Origin of the sequence: Mycobacterium sp. SMC-16 (assembly GCF_046250085.1) — a bacterium.
GTDB lineage: Bacteria > Actinomycetota > Actinomycetes > Mycobacteriales > Mycobacteriaceae > Mycobacterium > Mycobacterium phocaicum.
Map to the genome: position 1 here is coordinate 5,722,819 of NZ_CP176427.1, position 22,249 is coordinate 5,745,067.

Annotated in this window: 26 protein-coding genes; 16 read left to right on the forward strand and 10 right to left on the reverse strand. The window is 67.1% G+C overall.

Annotation, left to right across the window (positions count from 1 at the left end; genetic code table 11):
* Positions 1–69: 69 nt before the first annotated feature.
* Genes ACJEIK_RS27810 through ACJEIK_RS27820 form a run of 3 tightly spaced genes read left to right on the forward strand, consistent with a single transcriptional unit; the run spans position 70 to position 2,149 of the window.
* The gene (locus ACJEIK_RS27810; protein ID WP_409430676.1) at positions 70–1,548 is read left to right on the forward strand and encodes a septum formation family protein; all 1,479 of its coding nucleotides are present in this window, start codon (positions 70–72) and stop codon (positions 1,546–1,548) included.
* A gap of 3 nt (positions 1,549–1,551) precedes the next feature.
* A complete protein-coding gene (locus tag ACJEIK_RS27815) occupies positions 1,552–1,902 on the forward strand; it encodes a metallopeptidase family protein (protein ID WP_064861169.1) in 351 nt (116 codons plus the stop codon).
* Between the two features lie 49 nt (positions 1,903–1,951).
* On the forward strand, positions 1,952–2,149 hold the full coding sequence (locus tag ACJEIK_RS27820) for a hypothetical protein (RefSeq protein WP_061006653.1): 198 nt from the start codon (positions 1,952–1,954) through the stop codon (positions 2,147–2,149).
* On the opposite strand, the gene ACJEIK_RS27825 is transcribed toward ACJEIK_RS27820, so the two are convergent.
* Positions 2,150–2,824, reverse strand: a complete 675-nt coding sequence (locus ACJEIK_RS27825; RefSeq protein ID WP_409430677.1) for a histidine phosphatase family protein — start codon at positions 2,822–2,824, stop codon at positions 2,150–2,152.
* Positions 2,821–3,726, reverse strand: a complete 906-nt coding sequence (gene pheA, locus ACJEIK_RS27830) for a prephenate dehydratase (protein WP_409430678.1) — start codon at positions 3,724–3,726, stop codon at positions 2,821–2,823. The genes ACJEIK_RS27825 and pheA overlap by 4 nt, the downstream gene beginning before the upstream one ends.
* A gap of 121 nt (positions 3,727–3,847) precedes the next feature.
* Between pheA and ACJEIK_RS27835 the strand changes: the two genes are divergently transcribed.
* The 3 genes from ACJEIK_RS27835 (at position 3,848) to ACJEIK_RS27845 (ending at position 6,171) form a co-directional block, all read left to right on the forward strand.
* On the forward strand, positions 3,848–4,642 hold the full coding sequence (locus tag ACJEIK_RS27835; RefSeq protein WP_133426197.1) for a DUF2470 domain-containing protein: 795 nt from the start codon (positions 3,848–3,850) through the stop codon (positions 4,640–4,642).
* Positions 4,643–4,701: 59 nt separating this feature from the next.
* Positions 4,702–5,469 (forward strand): CPBP family intramembrane glutamic endopeptidase, encoded by a 768-nt coding sequence (locus ACJEIK_RS27840; protein ID WP_409430679.1) that lies wholly within the window; start codon positions 4,702–4,704, stop codon positions 5,467–5,469.
* A 153-nt stretch (positions 5,470–5,622) separates the two neighbouring features.
* Positions 5,623–6,171 (forward strand): ferritin, encoded by a 549-nt coding sequence (locus ACJEIK_RS27845; RefSeq protein ID WP_061006648.1) that lies wholly within the window; start codon positions 5,623–5,625, stop codon positions 6,169–6,171.
* A 3-nt stretch (positions 6,172–6,174) separates the two neighbouring features.
* On the opposite strand, the gene ACJEIK_RS27850 is transcribed toward ACJEIK_RS27845, so the two are convergent.
* From ACJEIK_RS27850 to ACJEIK_RS27860, 3 genes are read right to left on the reverse strand one after another with little or no spacing between them, the layout of a single operon-like run.
* A complete protein-coding gene (locus ACJEIK_RS27850) occupies positions 6,175–7,029 on the reverse strand; it encodes a glycerophosphodiester phosphodiesterase (RefSeq protein ID WP_061006647.1) in 855 nt (284 codons plus the stop codon).
* A 4-nt stretch (positions 7,030–7,033) separates the two neighbouring features.
* Positions 7,034–7,984 carry a DUF4328 domain-containing protein gene (locus tag ACJEIK_RS27855; RefSeq protein WP_409430680.1) on the reverse strand — a complete coding sequence of 317 codons (951 nt, stop codon included), beginning with the start codon at positions 7,982–7,984 and terminating at the stop codon, positions 7,034–7,036.
* Between the two features lie 59 nt (positions 7,985–8,043).
* Entirely contained in the window at positions 8,044–8,385 is a 342-nt protein-coding gene (locus ACJEIK_RS27860; protein ID WP_409430681.1) for a rhodanese-like domain-containing protein, read from the reverse strand.
* A 393-nt stretch (positions 8,386–8,778) separates the two neighbouring features.
* Between ACJEIK_RS27860 and ACJEIK_RS27865 the strand changes: the two genes are divergently transcribed.
* The 4 genes from ACJEIK_RS27865 to ACJEIK_RS27880 all read left to right on the forward strand — a co-directional run bounded on the left by ACJEIK_RS27865 (position 8,779) and on the right by ACJEIK_RS27880 (position 11,297).
* A complete protein-coding gene (locus ACJEIK_RS27865) occupies positions 8,779–8,934 on the forward strand; it encodes a hypothetical protein (protein WP_020099574.1) in 156 nt (51 codons plus the stop codon).
* Positions 8,935–9,078: 144 nt separating this feature from the next.
* Positions 9,079–9,702: a superoxide dismutase gene (locus ACJEIK_RS27870; protein ID WP_043402473.1), complete on the forward strand. Its 624-nt coding sequence runs from the start codon at positions 9,079–9,081 to the stop codon at positions 9,700–9,702.
* 218 nt (positions 9,703–9,920) lie between these two features.
* The gene (locus ACJEIK_RS27875) at positions 9,921–10,451 is read left to right on the forward strand and encodes a peptidase (protein ID WP_409430682.1); all 531 of its coding nucleotides are present in this window, start codon (positions 9,921–9,923) and stop codon (positions 10,449–10,451) included.
* A 447-nt stretch (positions 10,452–10,898) separates the two neighbouring features.
* Positions 10,899–11,297: a helix-turn-helix domain-containing protein gene (locus ACJEIK_RS27880; RefSeq protein ID WP_020099577.1), complete on the forward strand. Its 399-nt coding sequence runs from the start codon at positions 10,899–10,901 to the stop codon at positions 11,295–11,297.
* A gap of 48 nt (positions 11,298–11,345) precedes the next feature.
* On the opposite strand, the gene ACJEIK_RS27885 is transcribed toward ACJEIK_RS27880, so the two are convergent.
* The 3 genes from ACJEIK_RS27885 to ACJEIK_RS27895 all read right to left on the reverse strand — a co-directional run bounded on the left by ACJEIK_RS27885 (position 11,346) and on the right by ACJEIK_RS27895 (position 14,259).
* Positions 11,346–12,509: a hypothetical protein gene (locus tag ACJEIK_RS27885; RefSeq protein WP_346415269.1), complete on the reverse strand. Its 1,164-nt coding sequence runs from the start codon at positions 12,507–12,509 to the stop codon at positions 11,346–11,348.
* Complete coding sequence (locus ACJEIK_RS27890) at positions 12,506–12,997, reverse strand: ImmA/IrrE family metallo-endopeptidase (RefSeq protein ID WP_061006642.1); 492 nt, start codon at positions 12,995–12,997, stop codon at positions 12,506–12,508. The genes ACJEIK_RS27885 and ACJEIK_RS27890 overlap by 4 nt, the downstream gene beginning before the upstream one ends.
* A gap of 62 nt (positions 12,998–13,059) precedes the next feature.
* Positions 13,060–14,259 carry a hypothetical protein gene (locus tag ACJEIK_RS27895; protein ID WP_409430683.1) on the reverse strand — a complete coding sequence of 400 codons (1,200 nt, stop codon included), beginning with the start codon at positions 14,257–14,259 and terminating at the stop codon, positions 13,060–13,062.
* Between the two features lie 104 nt (positions 14,260–14,363).
* Here ACJEIK_RS27895 and ACJEIK_RS27900 point away from each other — a divergent pair, with 104 nt between their 5' ends.
* Positions 14,364–15,065 (forward strand): plasmid pRiA4b ORF-3 family protein, encoded by a 702-nt coding sequence (locus ACJEIK_RS27900; RefSeq protein WP_052583420.1) that lies wholly within the window; start codon positions 14,364–14,366, stop codon positions 15,063–15,065.
* Between the two features lie 7 nt (positions 15,066–15,072).
* Here the strand turns inward: ACJEIK_RS27900 and ACJEIK_RS27905 are convergent, their stop codons facing one another.
* Positions 15,073–16,395, reverse strand: coding sequence for an ISL3 family transposase (locus ACJEIK_RS27905; RefSeq protein ID WP_052545499.1), 1,323 nt, complete (start codon positions 16,393–16,395; stop codon positions 15,073–15,075).
* 696 nt (positions 16,396–17,091) lie between these two features.
* Between ACJEIK_RS27905 and ACJEIK_RS27910 the strand changes: the two genes are divergently transcribed.
* The 3 genes from ACJEIK_RS27910 to rraA are packed head-to-tail and all read left to right on the forward strand — an operon-like array spanning position 17,092 to position 18,701.
* Positions 17,092–17,748, forward strand: coding sequence for a DUF6474 family protein (locus ACJEIK_RS27910; protein WP_409430684.1), 657 nt, complete (start codon positions 17,092–17,094; stop codon positions 17,746–17,748).
* Positions 17,749–17,768: 20 nt separating this feature from the next.
* Positions 17,769–18,188, forward strand: a complete 420-nt coding sequence (locus ACJEIK_RS27915) for a hypothetical protein (RefSeq protein WP_409430685.1) — start codon at positions 17,769–17,771, stop codon at positions 18,186–18,188.
* Positions 18,189–18,212: 24 nt separating this feature from the next.
* On the forward strand, positions 18,213–18,701 hold the full coding sequence (gene rraA, locus ACJEIK_RS27920; RefSeq protein ID WP_409430686.1) for a ribonuclease E activity regulator RraA: 489 nt from the start codon (positions 18,213–18,215) through the stop codon (positions 18,699–18,701).
* Positions 18,702–18,798: 97 nt separating this feature from the next.
* Here rraA and ACJEIK_RS27925 read toward each other — a convergent pair whose 3' ends face one another.
* The gene (locus ACJEIK_RS27925; protein ID WP_409430687.1) at positions 18,799–20,268 is read right to left on the reverse strand and encodes a flavin-containing monooxygenase; all 1,470 of its coding nucleotides are present in this window, start codon (positions 20,266–20,268) and stop codon (positions 18,799–18,801) included.
* A 78-nt stretch (positions 20,269–20,346) separates the two neighbouring features.
* Here ACJEIK_RS27925 and ACJEIK_RS27930 point away from each other — a divergent pair, with 78 nt between their 5' ends.
* Positions 20,347–20,982, forward strand: coding sequence for a TetR/AcrR family transcriptional regulator (locus tag ACJEIK_RS27930; protein ID WP_409430688.1), 636 nt, complete (start codon positions 20,347–20,349; stop codon positions 20,980–20,982).
* A 31-nt stretch (positions 20,983–21,013) separates the two neighbouring features.
* Positions 21,014–22,234 carry a DNA polymerase IV gene (dinB, locus tag ACJEIK_RS27935; protein WP_409430689.1) on the forward strand — a complete coding sequence of 407 codons (1,221 nt, stop codon included), beginning with the start codon at positions 21,014–21,016 and terminating at the stop codon, positions 22,232–22,234.
* The last annotated feature ends 15 nt before the right edge of the window (positions 22,235–22,249 follow it).

A 22,249-nucleotide genomic window follows, 5' to 3' on the forward strand; every position in this document is an offset into this window, starting at 1 on the left:
GGGGCCCGGCCACAACCACATAACGGTACAACTGCAACTCTTGTCACAGCTCCTACGGCGGCTGTCACAATGGAACCGATGTTGGACGCACCCCCGGCAGTCGAACAGGGCCTGGACACGCCCGCAGACGCGCCGAAGACGACGACCACCTGGCGGCAGCGCATGCACGGCATGCATGCCACCGGGACGCAGCGCGCGCTCGTCCTCACCGCGCTCGGCGGACTGCTCATCGCCGGTGTCCTCACCGTCATCCCGGACGGCTCGCTGGGCCCGACCGGGCTCGGCTTCAACACCGGCCGCGTCAACGCCGGCCGCGTCAGCGACACCCTCGACCACGCCAAGCCCGGCGAGTGCCTCAACTGGCCGGACCGCTCGCCGGACGCCGTCGAGATCGTCGACTGCAAGAACGAACACCGCTTCGAGGTGGCCGAATCCCTGGACATGCGGACGTTCCCGGGCAGTGAATACGGCCCCGACGCCGCGCCGCCGTCGGACGCCCGGATCAAGCAGATCAGCCAGGAGCAGTGCCAGAACGCGGCGCGCGACTACCTCGGCCCGCGCTTCGATCCGAACGGCAAGTTCGCGGTCAGTCTGGTCTGGTCGGGCGACAAGGCCTGGAAGACCAAGGGGCAGCGCCGCATGCTGTGCGGCCTGCAGCTGCTCGGCCCCAACAGTCAGCAGCTGGCCTACAAGGGCAAGGTCGCGGACGTCGACCAGTCCAAGGTGTGGCCGGCCGGCACCTGCCTCGGCATCGACCCGGCGACCAACCAGCCAATCGACATCCCGGTCGACTGCTCGGCGCCGCACGCCATGGAGGTCACCGGCGCGGTGAACCTGGCCGACAAGTACCACGACGTCATGCCTGCCGAACCCGACCAGCTGGCGTACATCAAGGACAACTGCACCAGGGCCACCGACGAGTACCTGGCCCCGGTGCAGCTGCGCGCCACCACGCTGACGCTGATCTACAGCTCCATCGCGCTGCCCAGCTGGACCGCCGGCAGCCGGCAGGTGTCGTGCAGCATCGGTTCCTCGCTCGGCAACGGCGGCTGGTCGACGCTGGTCAACAGCGCCAAGGGTCCCTTGCTGATCAACGGGCAATCGCCCGTCGCGCCGCCGGCCATCCCGGAGGAACGACTGAACCTGCCGCCCATCCCGGTCGTCGAGCCGCCGGTGGACACGTCGTCACAGGGCTCGTCGTCATCGTCATCGTCATCGTCGTCATCGTCGTCGCAGGGTTCGCAGTCCGGTCAGTCGAGCCAGAACCAGCGCAGCCAGCAGACCTCACAGTCGCCACAGGGCAACCAGCACATGCCGGGCCAGACCGACACGTCGAACCAGAACGCGAACGGCAACACTCCCGGTACCCCGCAACAGCAGCAGGGCAACACGTTCCTCAACGGTCCGCCGCCCGCGCCCGCGCCGCCGCCCGGAGCCGGCGCGCCGCTCGACGGCCCGCCGCTCGAGGAGGCGCCCGCGCCGCCGCCCGCCGGACCCGTGGGCGGGGGTGCGCCGCCCGGACCGGTGGTGCCGGCGCCCGCGCCCTAGCCCATGCCGGTACGCATGGGCCGACAGCGGTTCGAGGAACTGGTGTCCGACGCGCTCGACCTGATCCCGCCCCGGCTCGCCGCGGCGCTCGACAATGTCGTGGTGCTGGTGCAGCCGCGGAACCCGGACGATCCCGACATCCTCGGGCTGTACGAAGGCGTCGCGCTGACCGAGCGCGATTCCTTCTACGCGGGCGCGCTGCCCGACACCATCACGATCTACCGCGACGCCCTGCTCGACATGTGCGACTCCGAAGAGCAGGTTGTCGACGAGGTCGCCATCACCGTGATCCACGAGATCGCCCACCACTTCGGGATCGACGACGAGCGGCTGCACGAGTTGGGCTGGGGCTGAGCCGCGCGGCAGCGCGGCATTGTCGGCCCGCGGTGCTACAACAGAGTTCATGAGCACCACCTGCCGCAATTGCGTGGATGGGCTGGCGCACTGCCACGGCACGGTCATCGTGCACGTCGGCCTGCCGGCCGAATGCACCGACGAGACGTGCGCGCTGCCCGAATCCGAACACACCCTGCGCATCGACTGCGACGTGGTCGGGTGTGGCTGCGCAGAACCCGCGATGGGTCTGCGCGCCGCGGGATAGTCAGGCCATCGGATCGGGCGCCGGCCGCGCCAGCGGGTCATGGCCCGGGTAGAATGGCGGCGTCTTCACGCCCCACTGCACGCAACTCCACCGTCCGTCGGTGATCGGGCTGAGCACGACGCATTCGGCGTTGAGCAGATGATGTTCCAACGCGAAATCGGCGTCCACACCGGCCAAGTGGGCGGCGACCAGCCGGATCGCCGCACCGTGACTGACCACGACGATGTCGCCGGCCCAGTCGTGATCATCGAGGCTGCGCACCCGCAGGTTCGTCAGCACCGGCACATACCGGTCCAGCACCTCGCGGCCGGTCTCGCCGCCCGGCATCGCGACATCCAGCTTGCCCCGCTGCCAGTCCTCGTAGATGGCGTCGAACTGCTCGATGGCATCCGTATCGCTGCGGTCTTCCAGGTCGCCGACCTGCACCTCGTGGATACCGTGTGCCTCGACCGGATCGAGGCCGAGCCCGTCGGCGATCTCGGCGGCGGTCTGCTGTGCACGCGCCGCGACCGAATGCACCACCAGGCCGACGGGATGCGCCCAGTCGATTCCGAAATCGCGAGCCTGTTGGCGACCGAGCTGGGTCAGCGACGCCCCCGGCGGCCGGGTGTCCAGCCGTTTGGCGACGTTCGCCTCCGACTGGCCGTGTCGCACCAGAACCAAACGGCCACTCATCCGCGTTGCCCCTCTCTCAACCCCGCCAACCACTGCGCCGCCTCATCGGTGACCGGCGGCGCCGCACCGGCAGCCACCCCGGTCGGCCATGACCCCAGGTACCGCACGTCGGCCACCCGCCGGTGCAACGCCTTCAGCGCCTCGGCGACCGGCGCGTCGTCGATGTGTCCGACACAATCCAAGAAGAAGATATAGGTACCCAATTCCGTTCTCGTGGGCCGAGATTCGATACGGGTCAGGTCGATGTCCCGGATCGAGAACTCCGTCATCGCAGACACCAGGGCACCCGGTTCGTTGCGCAACCGCAGCACGACGGACGTCCGGTCGGCGCCGGTGCGCGGCGGCGGCGGGCCGGGACGGCCGACGAGCACGAAACGTGTTCTGGCGTTGGGCTCGTCGACCACACCGTCGGCCAATGAGTCCAGTTCCCACCGTACCGCCGCGAGCGCGGTACTGACGCCGGCGTCCACCAGACCTTCGGAAACCTGCTGCGCCGCACCGGCATTGGAGATCGCGGGCACGAGGGTGGCGTGGGGCAGCTGTACGGCCAGCCAGCGGCGCACCTGGGCCGCGGCCACCGGGAACGCCGCGATGGTCGACACCGCATCGGCGGTGACGCCCGGCCGGACGACGATGCTGAACGCGACGTCGAGCGTGTGCTCGGCGAAAATCTGCACCCCGCTGCCGGACGACAAGCTGTCCATGGTCGGCAGCACCGAGCCCTCGATGGAGTTCTCGATCGGCACGCACGCGTAGTCCGCGGACCCCACCCGGACGGCTTCCACAGCCGCGCTCGAGCTGTCACAGGCGACCGGTTCGAAATCCGGGTCGCCGGCGACCAACTGCAGCATGGCCGCTTCGGTGAAGGTTCCCTGCGGCCCGAGGTAGGCGATGCGTGCCACGTCGCAACCCTACTGGCTGCCGGTCCGGCGAGGCCCGCGACGCGGGCCTTTCGAGAGGCCTTGCGCCAACACCATCCACTAGTTAACTTAGGCTTACCTCACTTACTAGCGAAGGCGGGACATGCGCGACCTCACGACGACAATCGCAGCACCGACCACGGCAGAACGCGTCCGCAGCGCATGCGCCCGGGCCGCCGACGCGACGCTGGCCGCCGACGGCGTCACGCCGACCACCACGCCGGTCCACCACCTGCTGGCCGACGGCTCCGTCGTCCTGACCGTGCCGGCGTCCGGCCTGCTCGCCGCCACCGTCACGGCCGCCGGGGCGCGCGGCGTCGCCGCCATGCTGGAGCTGACCGACCTGGCCGCCCTACCGCTGCGCGAACGGGTGCGCTCACTGGTCTGGTTCCGCGGCCGCCTGCACGATGTGCCCGCGGCACGCGTCCCGGCCATGCTCGACCTCGTCGCGTCGGAGAATCCGCACCCGGCACTGCTCCAGGTGAATGCCGGAGCTGACCACGAAGACCCACACACGCTGGTCCGGCTCGAGATCGAGTCCGTCGTGGTGGCCGACGCCACCGGCGCCGAGTCGGTGCCCGTCGGCGCGCTCCTCGCGGCCCGGCCCGATCCGTTCTGCGCCATGGAGTCGCACTGGGTACAGCACATGGAGAGCGCACACCGCGACATGGTCGACCGGCTCGCCAGCCGGCTGCCGGTGACGCTGCGCCACGGCCACGTGCGCCCGCTGGGCCTGGACCGCTACGGCGTCCAGCTGCGCATCGAACGCGAAGACGGCGACCATGACGTCCGGCTGCCGTTCACCAAGCCCGTCGACGATGTCACCAGCCTGAGCCGGGCCATCCGCATCCTGATGGGCTGCCCGTTCCTCAACGGGCTCCGCGCGCGCAAGCTCTGAGGGCGCCGATGAGCCGCTTGCGCGAAGAGCATTAGACCGGCGCGGTTACCGTAGCTGCGATGACGGGGCCGCAGCAGGAGCACACCGAACGTCGCGCGCTGCGCCTCGAGATCGTCGTGGTGCTGGCGGTGACGTTCGGCCTGTCGGCCTACACGGCCGTCGTCAGCCTGGCCGAGGCCGTCATCCTCGGGTTGTCCGGGCAGAAGGTGGCGCTCAACCACCGCCGCTCCCCGATCGACTTCATCGACTTCCTGCTCAATCTCAGCCCGGTCTTCACCCTGGTCGGTTGGGGCTTCCTTGCGCTGTACCTGTTGTGGCGCAGCGGCTTCCGGCCCGCGGCGATAGGCCTGGGGCGCTTCCGGTGGCGCCCCGACCTACTGGGCGGCCTGGGACTGGCCGCGCTGATCGGCCTGCCCGGTCTCGGTCTCTACGTCGCCGGCCGCGCGCTGGGCATCGGCGTCGACGTCGTCCCGAGCACGCTGGGCGACACCTGGTGGCGCATTCCGGTGCTGCTGCTGATGGCGTTCGCGAATGCCTGGGCCGAGGAGATCATCGTCGTCGGGTTCCTGCTGACGCGCCTGCGCCAGCTGGACGTCTCCGCGACCAAGTCACTCATCCTGTCGGCTCTGCTGCGCGGCACCTATCACCTGTATCAGGGGTTCGGCGCCGGACTGGGCAACATCGCGATGGGCCTGGTGTTCGGGTACACCTGGCGGCGCACCGGCCGGCTGTGGCCGCTGATCATCGGGCACGGCGTGATCGATGCCGTGGCGTTCGTTGGCTATGCCTTGGCCGCCCGCCATTTGGGCTGGCTGCATCCCGCGTAATTCCGCCGGACGGCAGCCAAGCCTTACCTCTATTCGTATTCAGCAATTCGAATTAATGGATATTGCATACGTCACAGCGGGTAAGGATATGCTTTCCTGAATTAGGTTGACCTTGCATGACAAGGCCATTTGACCTGCACTATCTTCATTTTCATGACCGACGTGACGCGCCTCGAGACGAAATTCCACCAACTGCTCCAAGAACAGATTCGGAGCGAATTCGGCGCGTCTCAGCAATACATTGCCGTCGCCGTCTACTTCGATGGAGAAGACCTCCCACAGCTCGCCAAGCACTTCTATGCGCAGGCCGTCGAAGAACGCAATCACGCCATGATGCTGGTGAAGTATCTGCTCGACCGGGACATCGACGTCGAGATCCCGGGCGTCGACCCGGTGCGCAACAGCTTCGCCTCCCCGACCGAGGCCCTCAAGCTCGCGCTCACCCAGGAACGCGTGGTCACCGAACAGATCAGCCGCCTGGCCAGCGTCGCCCGCGAGGAGGGCGACTACCTCGGCGAGCAGTTCATGCAGTGGTTCCTCAAGGAACAGGTCGAAGAGGTCGCAACCATCACCACGCTCGTGAAGATCGCCGACCGCGCCCGCGAAAACCTGTTCAATCTCGAGGATTTCGTCGCCCGCGAACTGGCCGGCACGGGTGCCGCCGACCCGACCGCGCCCGAGGCCGCCGGCGGCAACCTCTAGCCGTCAGGCCTCCGCGTCCTGGCCGGAGTCCCGGCCCGCGCCGGTCAACCCGTTCTGCAGCCAGTCCTTGGTCCGGCCCGGGTGATTGGTGGCGACCCACCCGACGCCGAGATCGGCGCAGTAGCGCACATCCTCGTAATGGTCGACGGTCCAGCAGTAGAGCGCACGCCCGTGCGCGGCCGCATGGTCGACCAGTTCGGGGTGCTCACGCAGCGTGGTGATGGACGGGCCCACTGCCGTCGCCCCGACCGTCGTCGCCGCGCTGCCACCCAGGTACCTAGACGTCTCGCCGAGCAGCACCGTCGGCAGCATCGGTGCGGCCCGGCGGATACGCCACACCGCGGCGGCCGAGAACGACATCACCACGGCGCGAGCGAGATCGGCCGAAGCCGGTGCCGCGATGCCGTACCGGTGCAGCAGTGCGAGCACCTTGCTCTCGACCAGCGCGCCGTACCGCACCGGATGCTTGGTCTCGATGAACAGCTTCACCGGCCGGCCCCAATCGAGCGCCAGCCGGATCAGGTCGTCGAGGGTGAGTAGGCCCGCCGAACTCTGGCCGCCGTCGGCCCGGCTGGGATGCCATGCGCCGTAATCCAATTCGCGCAGCTGCGCCAGGCTCATCTCACTGACCAACCCGGTGCCGTTCGACGTGCGGTCCACCTTGCGGTCGTGCACACACACGAGGTGTCCGTCCCGCGTCAGCCGGACATCGCATTCGAGGCCGTCGGCGCCCTGACTCAGGGCCAGTTCGTAGGCCCCCAGCGTGTGCTCGGGCCGCTCGGCCGATGCGCCACGATGTGCGACCACGAAAGAGTTGTTGCGTGTGCCGTCCGTCCCGCCAGTGCCGTCCACGCCCATGGTCCTATGCTGCCGGTTCCTCCGGCGTGGGCTCAACCGGAACCGCCGATTGGGCGCCTGATTCTTCGGCTTGTTCGGCGTCCACGACGACCCAGCGCTGCGCGGGTGCGTCGGCCTGCGTCCGTTCGAAGGCGTGGTAGACGCGCAGGACCATCGCCAGCGACAGCATGCCCATCAGGTACCCGATGATCGTGATCTCGGTGCTGTCGGCGATGCCCTGCGGGTCGGTCGCGAACATGCCCACGATGGACCAGACGACCACCAGACCCGAAACGGCCCAGATCGCCCACCAGATGCCGATCGGGCGGCGCAACGTGCTCATGCGGTTCTCGACCGTGGCCATCTCGGTGACGAACACCGGCGCGAGGAACATGTTGACCACCGGGACGAGGCAGCCGACCCACAGCACCCAGCGGCGGCGCGGCTCGGTGGTGCCGGCACGGTGATAGGCCGCCGCGCGGCGGGCGATCAGCCAGTTGGTGAACACGATCGCCGTCGCCAGCACCGCGAACAATGCGACGACGCTGGACGCGACGCCGAGCCAGCTGCCTCCGATCGCCACCCACGGGTTGAGCAGCACGGTGCGGTTGATCAGCAGCAGGATGTAGCGCACGACGTGCATCAGCGCCGCGGCGCCGAGCGCGATCATCGTGATGGCCGCGACCGTCTGCACCACCGCGGTCGACGGTCCGCGATGCGTCTGCTCCGACTCGGCGGGCTGCCCGGGCGCCTGGGCGAACTCTTCGGTCAGGCCCCAGCGCGGGATGTGGTCGTAATGCGGGGTCGGCCCCAACGGCGGCTGGTGCCGACGCGGCTTCGGTGCCGGACCCGGCCGGACGGCTATCCAGCGATAGCCGCGCGACGATTTCGTCTGCCCGGCGGCCGGCGTCTGAGCGACGGGCGCGAGCAGCGGACCGCGGCAGCGCGGGCACCACTGGCGCTGGCGATCACGCACGTTCCAACGCGTCGAGCACCGGGAACAGACCTGGATCACGGAACCAGCCTACGGGCCCGTCAGACGGCGCCGGGGGCGCCGTCGTCGGCGACGATCGCGCGGCCGGCCCCGGACCAGGCCAGCATGCCGCCGTTGACGTTGATCGGCTCGAACCCGTTGCGCGCCAGGTAGTGCGAGACCTTCAGCGACCGGCCACCGGCATGGCAGATGACGTACAGCGCGGCATCACCGTCGATCTCCCCCAGCCGGGCGGGCACCTCGCTCATCGGAATGTGCTGCGCGCCCGCGGCATGGCCGCGGGCCCACTCGTCGTCTTCTCGCACGTCGAGCAGGACCGCCGTCGAGTCGAACTCGGCGGGCAACTGATCGACGTCAATCTGTGGCACGTGCACATCGTCCATGCGTACATGCTGGCACGGGCAGCGTGCGCGACCACAGCACGCCACGACAGCAATCGGAGAACTATCCACAGTTTCCACAGGTTCATCCACAGGACCGGGCGCGGGCCGATGACGGCCGTACCGGCCACAGCGTGCCCAACGCATAATTGACTGGGGATAAACAAGGGGCCATTGGTCCTCGTTGATCAACAGGGCGACACGCGGCGTGAGCGAAAAAGCTTGCCGAGCTAAGTAATTCTGGGGCCGCGGATCCGACCCGCGGCCGATGGAGCCCGATTTCCCCGTCCCGCTGGCAAACGGTTATGATCGGCGTCACAACATCGGGTTGTGACAATCCTCACTCCGCTCGAGATCGGGAACTAAGGATTGTTCTGGCAGGTCAGGGAGTATGCAATGGCGGCACATCCGTTGCGTCCGGGATCGGGCGCATCGCCGGAGTGGCATTCCGCGTTCCCGTCGCGCACCCACAGCCAACTCGTCGCGTGCGTCCGCGCCGGCATCATCGCGTTGTTCCTGCTCGTCGTGCTCGTTCTGATCGTTCTGGTCTAAAGGCCCAACAGGCACAGATCACACCGCCGTTGACGGGGTGTCCTTGCGGTGCGCGCAGGGATGGAGCAATGTGGTCTCGGATCTGTGGACGAACCCCAACTAGGGTCGTTGATCCCGCACGCGATCATCTAAGGAAGGAATCCTGTGGCTGAGTACACCCTGCCGGAACTGGACTACGACTACGGCGCCCTGGAGCCGCACATCTCCGGTCAGATCAACGAAATCCACCACAGCAAGCACCACGCGGCCTACGTCAAGGGCGTCAACGATGCGGTGGCCAAGCTTGAAGAGGCGCGGGCCGGCGACGACCACGCCGCGATCTTCCTGAACGAGAAGAACCTGGCCTTCCACCTCGGCGGCCACGTCAACCACTCGATCTGGTGGAAGAACCTGTCCCCCAACGGTGGCGACAAGCCGACCGGCGAGCTGGCGCAGGCCATCGACGACCAGTTCGGCTCGTTCGACAAGTTCCGCGCGCAGTTCACCGCCGCCGCCAACGGCCTGCAGGGCTCGGGTTGGGCGGTGCTGGGCTACGACAGCCTCGGCGGCCGGCTGCTGACCTTCCAGCTGTACGACCAGCAGGCCAACGTGCCGCTCGGCATCATCCCGCTGCTGCAGGTCGACATGTGGGAGCACGCCTTCTACCTGCAGTACAAGAACGTCAAGGCGGACTACGTCAAGGCTTTCTGGAACGTCGTCAACTGGGCCGACGTCCAGGAGCGCTTCGCCGCGGCGACCACCAAGACCAACGGTCTGATCTTCGGCTGATCTCGCGCTTTCCGGGTAACGGGGCGTCGCGCTTCTGCGCGGCGCCCCGTTCTCGTATCACCGATGCGCCCACCGCGCGAGCCGGAAGCCACATTCAGCTCACGTGACACTTCTGGCACTCGGGCCATCTTGCGTGCTAACGCGCCACTGCCGCACCCTGGAATCAGCGATCCACTGCCGTATCGACAGATTGCTGATCGAGGTACCGGAGGGCAGCCATGGAGAGGTCTGGGCAAGCAGTCGAGATTGCACCGTTTCATTCCGGCGGCGCATTGAAGGGGTTCGTGGTGTCGGGCCGGTGGCCGGATTCCACCAAGGAATGGGCTCAGCTACTGATGGGCGCCGTCCGGGTCGCGTCACTGCCCGGGTTGCTGGCAACAACCACCGTCTTCGGTACGCGCGAGGAACTGCCAGAACATCCACAGCCCGGCACGGTCGGTCTCGTTCTCGCCGAAGGGCCCGTTGTTGGCGAAGAGGCGGTGACACCCGGATACTTCGCCGACCACCAGCCGACGGCGCTGTTGATGCTCCATCCGCCCGCCGAGACGACCCCGTCGCTCCCGGAGTGCCGGGGTGCCGCGTCGGGCTGCCTCCTCTTACCGGGGCTGCCTTACCTTGGCCTCGATCACCGGGCCGCCTGGGTCGAAGCCGAGGCGGACGGCACCATCACCTCGATGGTCAGCAGGGTCGGCGTCGATCCCATCAGCCACCCCGATACCGCCATTCTGGCGATGCTGCTTGCCGCCTGACCCAACAGTGGGTTAACAGCAAAGAAGTAGGCGATTTCGCCAGGTCACCGGGCGGCGGGCCGGGGCGCTCCACATGCAGCGTGGGCGGTTGCCGTGTCCTGCCGCTCCGGTTAATGGCCGGTACGCTAACGGCAAACACTTTGGACGACACCGACCGCCCCGCACCCGGATTGCTGAATCGTCCACCGCCCGACAGAGACTGTGACGCGACTTGCAGCCGAGGTCCGGGCAAAATAGCATACGCGTCAAAATTTGCCTCATCAGGCCGTGGGCGGGCGCCGGGATCCACCCTTAGAACCGCAGCTCGCAGCCTTTTGAACCGACAAATTTGGTAGCTGGATCGAGTTTTCCGTGGTTTGCACTTGGCTCTCGGCGCAACTCTCGCTACGATAGTCAGCAAATAGTGACACTGACGCCTGCAGATATCGCTAAGTGGAGGAATAACCGATGAGCATGACGTTCGCCGCTCGGCTGAACCGGCTGTTTGACACCGTCTACCCGCCAGGACGCGGTGCTCACACATCTGCCGAGGTCATCGCCGCACTCAAGGCCGAGGGTGTGACCATGTCGGCCCCCTACCTGTCGCAGCTGCGTTCGGGCAACCGGACCAACCCGTCCGTCGCGACCATGGCGGCGCTTGCCAACTTCTTCCGGATCAAGCCGGCCTACTTCACCGACGACGAGTACTACGAGAAGCTCGACAAGGAACTGACCTGGCTGGCCAACATGCGCGATGAGGGCATCCGCCGCATTGCCGCTCGTACCGTCGGCCTGTCCCCTGAAGCCAAGAAGGACCTCGCCGACAAGGTTGACGAGCTGCGTCGCCAGGAGAACCTCGACAGCTGACCCGGTTAGCCCGACCGGGCTCGACCACATTACGACCAGCGGATTCCGTTAATCCGCTGGTCGTACTGCTTTCACCCGACCGACGGACGCCTTGGCGGCGGTTCCGGTCGCCTCAGCCTTGCCCTGCCGATCCAGTTCGCGGTACTGCGCGGCAATCGCCAGAATCCACTCTCGGTCCGAATAGTTCGCGGGCTGTCTGAGCCAGCTCGGCCCGGGGAACTTCGTTCGCGATCCGCCCTTCGGCCGGCCGCTGCGGCCGTCGTAAATCCAGCTGGCCACCCGCCGCGCCTGCACATCCGGCGCCACGTCGACGCGGTCACTGCTACCGGCGCCGCCACCGTCCAGAACCGCGGTGGCCTCCAGGTACAGCGCGTCGGAGATCAGTGACATCTGTTCGGCCACCCGGAAGAGCAGCGGCCCGCGGGGCCGCACGCCGATCCCGATGTTCGGATGACGACGGCTCAATTCGGCCAGGAGCGGGGCGATGGTCCGCAGTTCGCGCCGCGCCCCGAACCAGTCTTCGACGCTGGGCAGGAGCGAGCCGCTGGCCACTACGAGCATCGCGCAGCCGAGGATGGTCGCCGCCGCGCCGACGCCGATCAGCTGGGTGCTGCCCACGGCTCGCAACAAGATGAAGGCGCTGGCCAACACGATCAGCACGATGCCGACGCTGAAGACGAACAGGGCCCGGCCCCGCCGGGTGCGGTTCGAGTTACGCACGCCGGCCCACGCGACCAGCGTCAGCGCCAGCAGCACGTACAGCAACGGCAGCAGCCAGGACAGCGAGTTGCCGCCCGACCCGAGATTGCGGCGCAGGTACTCCTCGGGCGCCATCTCGGGCTGGCGCGGCGTCAAGAAGAACAGCACCAGCGTCAGTGCCGCGATCGCCGCGGCAACGCTGTACTGCGCCAGGGCAATTCGGCGGATCGCCAGCGGCTTACGACTCGACGACGCCGACGTGATCATGACGCAGCTGCCGGCGGCGCAGGCGATCAGCGCGACCTGGCTGAGCATGCTGGACACGTTCGGCCAATGCAGGATCGTGTCGAGCAGCAGCGTGAGCGGCTCCCAGTTCAGTGCCGCGACCAAGCCCAGACTGCCGAGTGCGACGATCATCGCCGCGCTGACGAGCGACTGCTTGTTGACCAGTGCCCAACCGATACGAAGGCCGGTCGCCAGGCCGAGCAGGCCGGCGATTACCCAGATGATCAACCAAACGCCTCGCCGAGACGGATCTGAACGATCGAGGAGCGGTCAGAAGGCAGCCGGCCGAGCCGATGGATCAGCAGCGCGGCGAAATCCTCGGCTTCCTGTTCGGCTTCCTCGCCGGCCGGGCCCATACAGCCGGTCCGCTGATTCAGCATGTAGCCGATGAGATCGGAACTCGCCAGTTCCATGGAGTCCCTGGCGGCCTCGACGACGGAGACACCCTCATGACCGAGAACCAGGTGGCCGAGCTCGTGGGCGAGCGTCCGGTCCCCGGCCGGGAGTCCCTTTTGCAAGAGGAACACATCGCGGTCGTTGTACTGGCGCCACTGACCACAAACCCCTGGCGGCAGGTCGGCCATGGTCACCTCGATCGGGCGACCACGATCCTCACTGACCGCTTCGACGAGACGGGCAAGTGAGACTTCACCACGTCGCGGGGCAAGATCCAGCACCGAATTGACTGCGCGTGTGACACGGCGGCTCGCGGGCATGCCGAACCCCCTTTCACTGCGATTGGCACGGTTGCCATCAATTGTGCCGCAGACCCATTCCGTCAGGTCATAAATCGTGCAGTGCCGCTGCGGCGGACCACGTGACCAGCGCGCGCCTGCCGGTACCCGACCAACCCACCAGCGCCGGTCAGGATGAGGATGCCGGTGAAGCCGGGGACGGCCACCGCCGCCACCTCACTGAGACCGGCCGCACGCAGGTAGTCAGGATATCCGGCGCGGAAAGCGGGTTCGGCGATGATCTCGTTCTTGGTGCCGAATGTGGTCGGCTGCGGTGACCGCACCGCAGGCACTTCCGCCGGCGCGCTGACCACGACCGGGTTGTCCAGTTTCAGCGCGGGGAACGCCGGAGGTTCCAGCACCGGCGCTGTCGGCAGGCTCGCCATGACCGTGGGCATGCGGTTCGGACGCCCGACGTTCAGGTTCATGGTCGGAACGACCTGCTCGCTCAGCATCGAAAGCGACGTCTGCATGAACGGCAGTGATGTCGCGGCGTCGAGCGTCGCGTTGGTGAGTCCTGCGACGAAGTCATAGACCGGCTCGATGTGGGCGAGGACGAACACCGGAATCGCGGCGAGCTGCGCCAGCACCGGGATGTTCGACATGTCGGGCAGCTGCGGGAGCTGGTCCCACCGAGGCAGTCGCGGTACCAGCGACGCCAGGGGGATCTTCGTCAGATCGATGCTCTGCACGGCGCCGGTCGACGTCGTGTGGACGGCCGCGGTCGGCAGGGAGAACGTCAGCCCCATCAAGTTGATGCTGGTGGTCGCCCCGGCCGGGGTCGCCTTGACCGGCGTCTTGGTGGGCGAGGTGGCCGGCGCGGCAGGGCTGTCCGAACCGCTTCCCGGCTTGACGCCCCCCGGTGTGGGAACCGTCGGCAGGCCGGGCAGCTTGGGCAGGCCGGAGAGGGCGGGCAGACCCAACAGGTTGGGAAGGCTGGTCAGGCTGGGAAGCCGGATCCCGGGGAAGCTGGCCGCGGCTGCGGCCGCGGGCGTCGGACCGGTAGCGGCAGCCGGTTCCGGCTGGCTGGTTCCGACTGTCGTCGCGGGGGCGGTGGTGCCCGTCGCCGTACCGGCTTCGGCCTGCTGAGTCGACGAGCCGGCCGACGGCTGATGTTCGCCAGCGGCCGGCTTCGGCGTTCCAGAATCCTCTGATCGCGCCGGAGAAGTGGCATTTTTTTGTTTGCTGGAGGCATTACTTTCGGACGTATTCTTGCCGGAATCACCGGTTTTGCGGCTCTTCATGATTGAGGGTGTAGAACGGTCAGCTGCTGTCGGCCTGTGATTGGGGTGTCTGGTTGGCTGGGTGTGTGCCGGAGGAGAAGCGGAAGAGTAAGAGGAAGAGCGCGGTGTCCGGGGGTGGTGTGGACCTGTCGATGCTGCAACAGCTGATGGCCGATGCTGGCCGGGATTTGTTCGCGGGAGTGTTCGATGAACCGACACCCGAGGTGGGAGCTGTGCCGGAGCGTGTGCGGGGTTTCCGGGTGCGGGTCGACCTGATGTACGCCAAGCCGCCGATCTGGCGTCGTCTGGTCCTGCCGGGTGACCTCGTGCTCGATGAGCTGCATGACGTGCTGCAGGTTGCGATGGGCTGGCAGGACGGTCATCTGCATAAGTTCGGTGTCGGGGCGGACCGGCGTACCCGTGTCTACTTCGTCACCAGATTTGATCTCAGCGAAGGCGACGACGGTCTCGTCGAGGACGGTGTGCGCCTGGATCAGGTGGTCTCCGGTAAGGGCGACCGGTTGTTCTATGACTACGACTTCGGCGACGGATGGGAGCACGTGCTGGTGGTCGAAGACGTTCTCGATGATCCACCTTCGGCTCCGGTGTGCCTGGCGGGCAAGATGGCCTGCCCGCCGGAGGATTGTGGTGGCTTGGGCGGCTATGAGGAATTGGCTGCGTGGGTTCGTGGCGGGTACGACCCGCGGGCAACACCGATGGGGCTGGGTGCGCAGGAGATGCGCGACTGGCTGCCCCGAGGCTGGCACCCCGATCGTTTCTCGGTGACCGAGACCAATGACGCTCTGGCCGCGTCGAATATGCGTTGAGGACTCTTCACTGCCGAGGTGCAAGGAGCTGAGTTCGGAAGCCTCCGGTCTCGAGCAGTGACCGGGCGATGTAGTTGGTGAGGTTGCGGAAGCCCAGCGCGGATCCGCGCAGGTGTTCGAGGCGGCCGTTGATCGCTTCGGTGGGCCCGTTGGAGGTGCCGGGGCGGTCGAAGTAGGCCAGCACGTCGGCGGCACGCTTCTTCAGGGTCCGTCCCAGGGTGATCAGTTCGGTCAGCGGCTTGGGAACGCCGGTGCTCAGCGTGGTGATCAGCGCCGCCATCATCGTGCGGCCTTTCGTGCGGTCGGGTTCACGATACGCGGCCACGGTGCGCTGATACATCTGCCAGGTGGCCTCGACTTCTGCGTGGGCGTCGGCGGCGAACAAGGCGGCCAGCCGGGTGCGCTGGCGGTCGGTGAGCAGATCGGCACCGGTGTGCAGGGTGCGTCGGCAGGTGTAGAGCGGGTCGGACTTGCGGCCGCGGTGCCCACATGTCGCCAGCTGCACCCGGCGGCGGCACTCATCGAGGGCGTTGCCAGCCAGGCGCACCACGTGGAAAGGGTCCATCACCGTCGCCGCCTCGGGCAGTTCCTCGGCGGTAGCGGTCTTGAACCCGGAGAAGCCATCCATAGCAACAACGTCCACGCCGTCACGCCAGTCCTGCGGCCGCTCGGCCAACCAGTCCTGAAACGCCTTTTTTGAGCGACCCTCGACCATGTCGAGCAGCCGAGCCGGACCGGTCCCGTCACGCACAGGGGTGAGATCGATGATGACGGTGACGTACCTGTCACCGCGACGGGTGTGCCGCCAGACGTGCTCATCGACGCCGATCACCGCCACGCCGTCGAAACGGGCCGGATCGGCGATCAGCACCCGTCGGCCTTCTGCCAGCACCGCGTTGTTGGCGGTGTTCCACGACACCGCGAGCGCTTCGGCGATGCGAGCCACGGATAGATGCTGGCAGACAATGGCTTCCAGCGCCCACCGCAGAGCACGCCGCGACAGCTTGGCACGTGGTTCGGCCATCCTGGTGGTGTCTTGTCGCCACACGTGGGCGCAGCCGGCGCACCGGTAGCGACGGATGGTCACCAGCAGTGTGGTGGGGCGCCACCCGAACGGCTCATGGGCCAGAGTACGGGTGAGGCTGTCGCGTGGGATGCCTTCTTCGCCGCAGCGACGACACCACCGGTCCTCGTCGGTCACCCGGCACGCCAGCACAGCACGGCCGGGCTCAAGGCGTTGTCCGGTCACCTGCAGCCCAAGTTCGTCGAGGCGGCAGAAAGTCGTCAGGTCAGCGCAGGCGAAGCCCGCCCGACCGGTAGCGTCAGGCACGTCGAGGTCTTTCGGATGAGGAGTGTAGGAACCCTCATTTTCGAGAGACCTCGACCTCTATCCCGGCAACGACGCGCCAACCACCTCTACACCCTCATCTGTGAAGAGCCGGTTTTGCCGGGGTCGTGAGCACCGGCTTCGGAACCACTGTGAGCAACGCCGCCGGAGGCGCCGCTCTTATCCTTTTTCACGCCCGAACCGGTACCACCGGTCGACGGCGCCTGCGACTGGCCACCCGCCGGCTTGGCCGGCCGCGTAGGGGCCTTGTGCCCGCCACCAGCGGTTGAGCTGCCACCGGGCTTCGTGCCCTCGTGGGACGTCCCGCCACCGTGGCCGCTCGATCCACTACCGGAAGCTGCTGAATCAGCGAAGGCGTTCGCGCCCCCCATGCCAGCGATCAACAGCCCAGATGCCATCAGAGCGGCAGCTGCAGCTATTCGTTGGCGTGGCGCCATCGGTCCCTCCGCTTTCATGGCATCAAAAACCCGCTCCGATGAATTCCGAATAATTGTCGCACAGACGCCGGACTTTGTTTGCTGGATAAAGTAGCCAGAAATGTGGGAAATTCCACCCCGGAATTGCGGCGCAATTCGACCCAAGACCCAGTGCCCGATTCCGGCTCACGGACGATAGGGTGACGTCACCATCGCAGCAAGATCGTGCACACGTGTCGAGACGACCGGGAGGTCAGCCGGAATGGGCCTGTTCAAGCGACGCAAGAGCCGGGCAACCCGTCGCGCCGAGGCGAAGGCGATCAAGGCGAAGGCAAAACTCGAGGCACGGCTGTCTGCCAAGAACGAGGCCCAGCGCATCAAGGCGGACGGCCGTCGGCAAACGAAGCGGGACCGGGCCGGGGTGAAAGCCCAGCGGGACAGCGACAAGATGGCACTCAAGGTTGCTGAGACGCAGCTGCAGGCGGTCCGTGAGGGCAAGCTGCTGTCGCCGACCAAGATTCGCCGGCTGTTGATGGTGTCGCGCATCCTCGCCCCTGTTGTCGTCCCGGTGGCGTACCGGGCCGCGATTGCCGCGCGCGGCGTTATCGACCAACGCCGCGCGGACCAGCTGGGTGTCCCGCTGAGTCAGATCGGGCAGTTCTCCGGCGCCGGCGGCGTCTTGTCCGCCCGCATCGCGGGCGCGGAGCGCTCGCTGCGCCAGGTGGCCGAGAACAAGCCCAAGGATGCCGAGACCAAACAGTTCGTGGCGACACTGTCGGGCAAGCTGGCCGACCTGTCAGCGGCGGTGACGGCGGCGGAGAACATGCCGGCCCCGCAGCGGCGGACCGCGCACGCAGCCATCGAGAGCCAGCTCGACGGCATCGACGCGGACGTCCTGGCCCGCCTCGGAGTGGCATAACCGCTCAGAGGAGCATTCGCATGGCAGACGAGCAGAATTCCCCCGACGAGTCAGAGCCGGGCGTCCCCGCGAAGGAGACGCCGGCGAAGAAGACTCCTGCCAAGAAGACTCCGGCGAAGAAGGCCGCGGCAAAGAAGGCGCCCGCCAAGAAGGCGCCGGCGAAGAAGACGCCCGCCAAGAAGGCCGCGACCACCGCCCCGGCCAAGAAGGCCCCCGCTAAGAAGGCTCCGCCGAAGGTGGCCCCACCAGCGGCCCCGACTCAGGAGATCCCTGCTCCCCCGCCCCCGACTCCCGAGCCCCCGGCGCCCGCACCGCTGCCCGTGCTCAACCTGGCGCCGCCCGTTCCGCAACGCTCGCCGGTGCCTGTCGCCGCGGTGCTCGCCGCGGGCGTGCTGGCCTTGCTCGTCGTGCTGCTGGCCCGACGCCGCGCCACGGACTGACATCGCCCCTGAGATAATCGGCGGGTGACCATCGAACCCCGCGCCACCGCCGACCTCGTCGACGAGATCTATCCCGACGTCCGCAGTTGCGATCTGCAGTTGCAGAACTACGGCGGTCGGACCATGTTCGCCGGCCGGATCACCACGGTGAAGTGCTTCCAGGACAACGCCTTGCTCAAGTCGATCCTGTCGACGCCGGGTGACGGCGGGGTCCTCGTGGTCGACGGCGACGGCTCGATGCACACCGCCCTCGTCGGCGACATCATCGCCGGCCTCGCCCACGACAACGGTTGGTCGGGCGTCATCGTCAACGGACCGGTGCGCGACGCGTCGACGCTGCGCACCATCGATGTCGGCATCAAGGCGCTGGGCACCAATCCGCGCAAGGGCACCAAGACCGGCGCGGGTGAGCGCGACGTCGAGGTGACCTTCGGCGGCGTCACGTTCGTCCCCGGCGACGTCGCGTACTGCGACGAGGACGGCATCGTCGTGGTCGCCGGAGGCGACAAATAGGCCGAGTCACGCCTTCCATCCAAAGCCCCGGCATTACCGACAACGGAAAACCCCCCAAAATCGCAGATTTTGGGGGGTTTCGCGGCATAGCCGAGAACTAGGCGTTCACGGCAACCCGGTGCTTGGTGAACTGCAGGGCCTGCTCGTCGACCTTGCCGTACCGGATGGTCCGCATGTCGAAGAAGTAGTTCTGCTTGAGCTTCCAGGGCGCTTCCGAACCCGACTTGGGCAGGCTGTCCATGGCCCGTTTGAAGTAGCCGGGGGTGAAGTCCATGAAGGGCAGCTCGTCCACGCTGTCACCCGGGTGCTGCGGCTCGACGCGGTCAAACCCGTTGGCGTCCATGTAGTTCAGTACGCGGCAGATGAACTCGGACACCAGGTCGGCCTTGAGCGTCCAGGACGCGTTGGTGTATCCGAAGGTGATCGTCATGTTGGGGACGCCCGACAGCATGAGGCCCTTGTAGGTCATGGACGAGGGCAGGTCGATCGGCTCGCCGTTGCGGTTGGCGGTCGCGCCACCGAACAGCTGCATGTTCAAACCCGTTGCGGTGACGATGATGTCGGCCTGCAACTCCTCGCCCGAGGTCAGCTTGATGCCGTTCTCGGTGAAGGTCTCGATGGTGTCGGTGACGACGCCGGCCTTGCCCGAACGGATCGCCTTGAACAGATCACCGTTGGGCGCCAAGCAGACTCGCTCGTCCCACGGGTTGTAGCGCGGGCTGAAGTGCTTGTCGTAGTCGAAGCCCTCAGGCAGCCGACGCTCGGCCATCTGGCGCAGCGCCTTCTTGAACACGGCCGGGAACTTGCGGGCGAGCTGGTACTGCCCGGTGCTGTAGCCGATCTGCTTCCAGCGGTTCACGAAGTGCGCCAGGTGCTTCGGCAGGAACTTGTTGGTCTGCTTCGCCACCGGGTCCTCGAGCGGCAGCGCGCCGATGTAGGTGGGCGAGCGCTGCAGCATGGTCACGTGGCCGACGCCGCCGTTCACCAGCGACGGGATCAGCGTGACGGCTGTTGCGCCGGAACCGATCACGACGACGTTCTTGCCGGTGTAGTCCAGGTCCTCGGGCCAGTGCTGCGGGTGCACGATCTGGCCCTTGAAGTCGGCCGCGCCGGGGAACTCGGGCGAGTAGCCCTCGTCGTAGTTGTAGTAGCCGCTGCACACCGACAGGAATGACGCGGTGATCTGCTTGCTTTCGCCGCCGGCCTCGATGTTGATGGTCCAGCGGTTCTCGGCGTCCGACCAGTCAACCGACGTGACGCGCTGACCGGTGCGGATGTGTTGCCGGATGCCGTTCTCGTCGGCGGCCTCGTTGATGTAGTTCCAGATCGACTGACCGTCGGCGATCGACTTGGCCGACTCCCACGGCTTGAACCGGAAACCGAGGGTGAACATGTCGGAGTCCGAGCGGATGCCGGGGTACTTGAACAGGTCCCACGTGCCGCCGATGTTCTCCCGGCGCTCCAGGATCACGTAACTCTTGGTGGGGCAGCGGTCTTGGAGGTGCCAGGCGGTGCTGATGCCGGAGATTCCGGCACCGACGATGACAACATCGAAGTGTTCGATCATGGTACCGACGGTATCAACATGGTGTTGAGCCGGTCAACAGTGTGTTGAAAAACTCGACAAACTGTTAGGCTCAGCTGCATGAGTACCGCCGCACAGACCCGGGCACCCCGGGGCCGCCGCGCGGCTCGACCGTCCGGCGACGACCGGGAAGCGGCCATCCTGGCCACTGCGACCAGTCTCCTGGAGCAGCGATCGTTCTCCGAGATTTCCGTCGACGACCTGGCCAAAGGCGCCGGCATTTCCCGCCCGACGTTCTACTTCTACTTCGCTTCCAAGGAAGCGGTGCTGCTGTCACTGCTCGACCCGCTGATCAAGCGCGCCGACACCGGCTTCGACGGCGCGCTCGAAGACATGCCGGCGGACCCCAAGAAGGCAATCCGGCACGGCATCGAGATTTTCTTCAGCTCATTCGGTTCCCACCCGGCCACGGCGCGAGCCGGCGTCGAGGCCGTCAGGACGGTTCCCGAACTACGCGAGTTCTGGGCCGGCCTGATGCAGAAGTGGATCAACCTCACCGCCGCCCTGATCGCCGCGGAACGCTCGCGCGGCAGTGCGCCGGACACTGTGCCCGCCCGGGACCTGGCGACCTCGTTGAACCTGATGAACGAGCGCATGATCATGGCCACCCTGGCCGGCGAGCCCGGGGCCGTCGCACACGACGACGTCGTCAACACCCTCACCCACATCTGGCTGACCAGCATCTACGGCAGCTGACCTTTCGTGCATCGAACGTCTGTGCGAACATATGTTCGTGTCGGACGTCCAAGCACACGCCGGGGCAGCCATCCTGCACGCCGATCTCGACTCGTTCTACGCCTCGGTCGAGCAGCGCGACGATCCCGCGCTGCGCCGCCGGCCGGTGATCGTCGGCGCCGGCGTGGTGCTCGCCGCCAGCTATGAAGCCAAGGCCTTCGGCGTGCGCACCGCGATGGGCGGGCACCAGGCCCGCAGCCTGTGCCCGCAGGCCATCGTCGTCCCACCCCGGATGTCCGCCTATTCGGAGGCGAGCCGAGAGGTCTTCAAGGTTTTCCATGACACCACGCCGCTCGTCGAGCCGCTGTCGGTCGACGAGGCCTTCCTCGACGTCAGCGGTCTGGGCCGGGTGTCCGGCACCCCGGTGCAGATCGGCGCCGCGCTGCGCGAGGCGGTCCGGGAGCGCGTAGGACTGCCGATCACGGTCGGCATCGCCCGCACCAAGTTTCTGGCGAAGGTCGCGAGCCGCGAGGCCAAGCCCGACGGGCTGCTGCTGGTGCCGCCGGACCGCGAGCTGGCGTTCCTGCATCCGCTTCCGGTGCAACATCTCTGGGGTGTCGGCGCCAAGACGGCGGAGAAACTGCGCGAACACGGCGTCGAAACCGTGGCCGACGTCGCGGCCCTGACCGAGTCGGCGCTGGGCGCCATGGTGGGCGCGGCCATGGGACGTCAGCTGTTCGCGTTGTCGCACAACACCGACCGCAGGCGCGTGACCACCGGTGTACGACGGCGCTCGGTCGGCGCCCAACGCGCCGTCGGCAGACGCGGGAACACCATGTCCGACAACGATATCGACGCCATGATCATCAACCTGGTCGACCGCATCACCCGCCGCATGCGCAGCAGCGGGCGGACCGGCCGCACCGTGGTCCTGCGACTGCGGTTCGACGACTACAGTCGAGTGACGCGGTCGCACACCATGCGCCGCACGACTGCGTCGACGGAGGAAATCCTCACGGCCGCACGCGGATTGGTTGCCGCGGCAGGGCCGATGATCGCCGAGCGCGGGCTGACGCTGATGGGGTTCTCGGTGTCGAACGTCGACACCGCCGGCACCGAACAGCTCGAGCTGCCCTTCGATGGCGAGCCCGACACTGCCGCGGTGGACTGCGCCGTCGACCTGGTGCGCCAGAAATTCGGCAACGCCTGCCTGACGCGCGGCGCGCTGGTCGGCAAAGATCCCGGCTGGGAAATGCCGATGCTTCCGGAATAGACCGTGCGGCGCCAG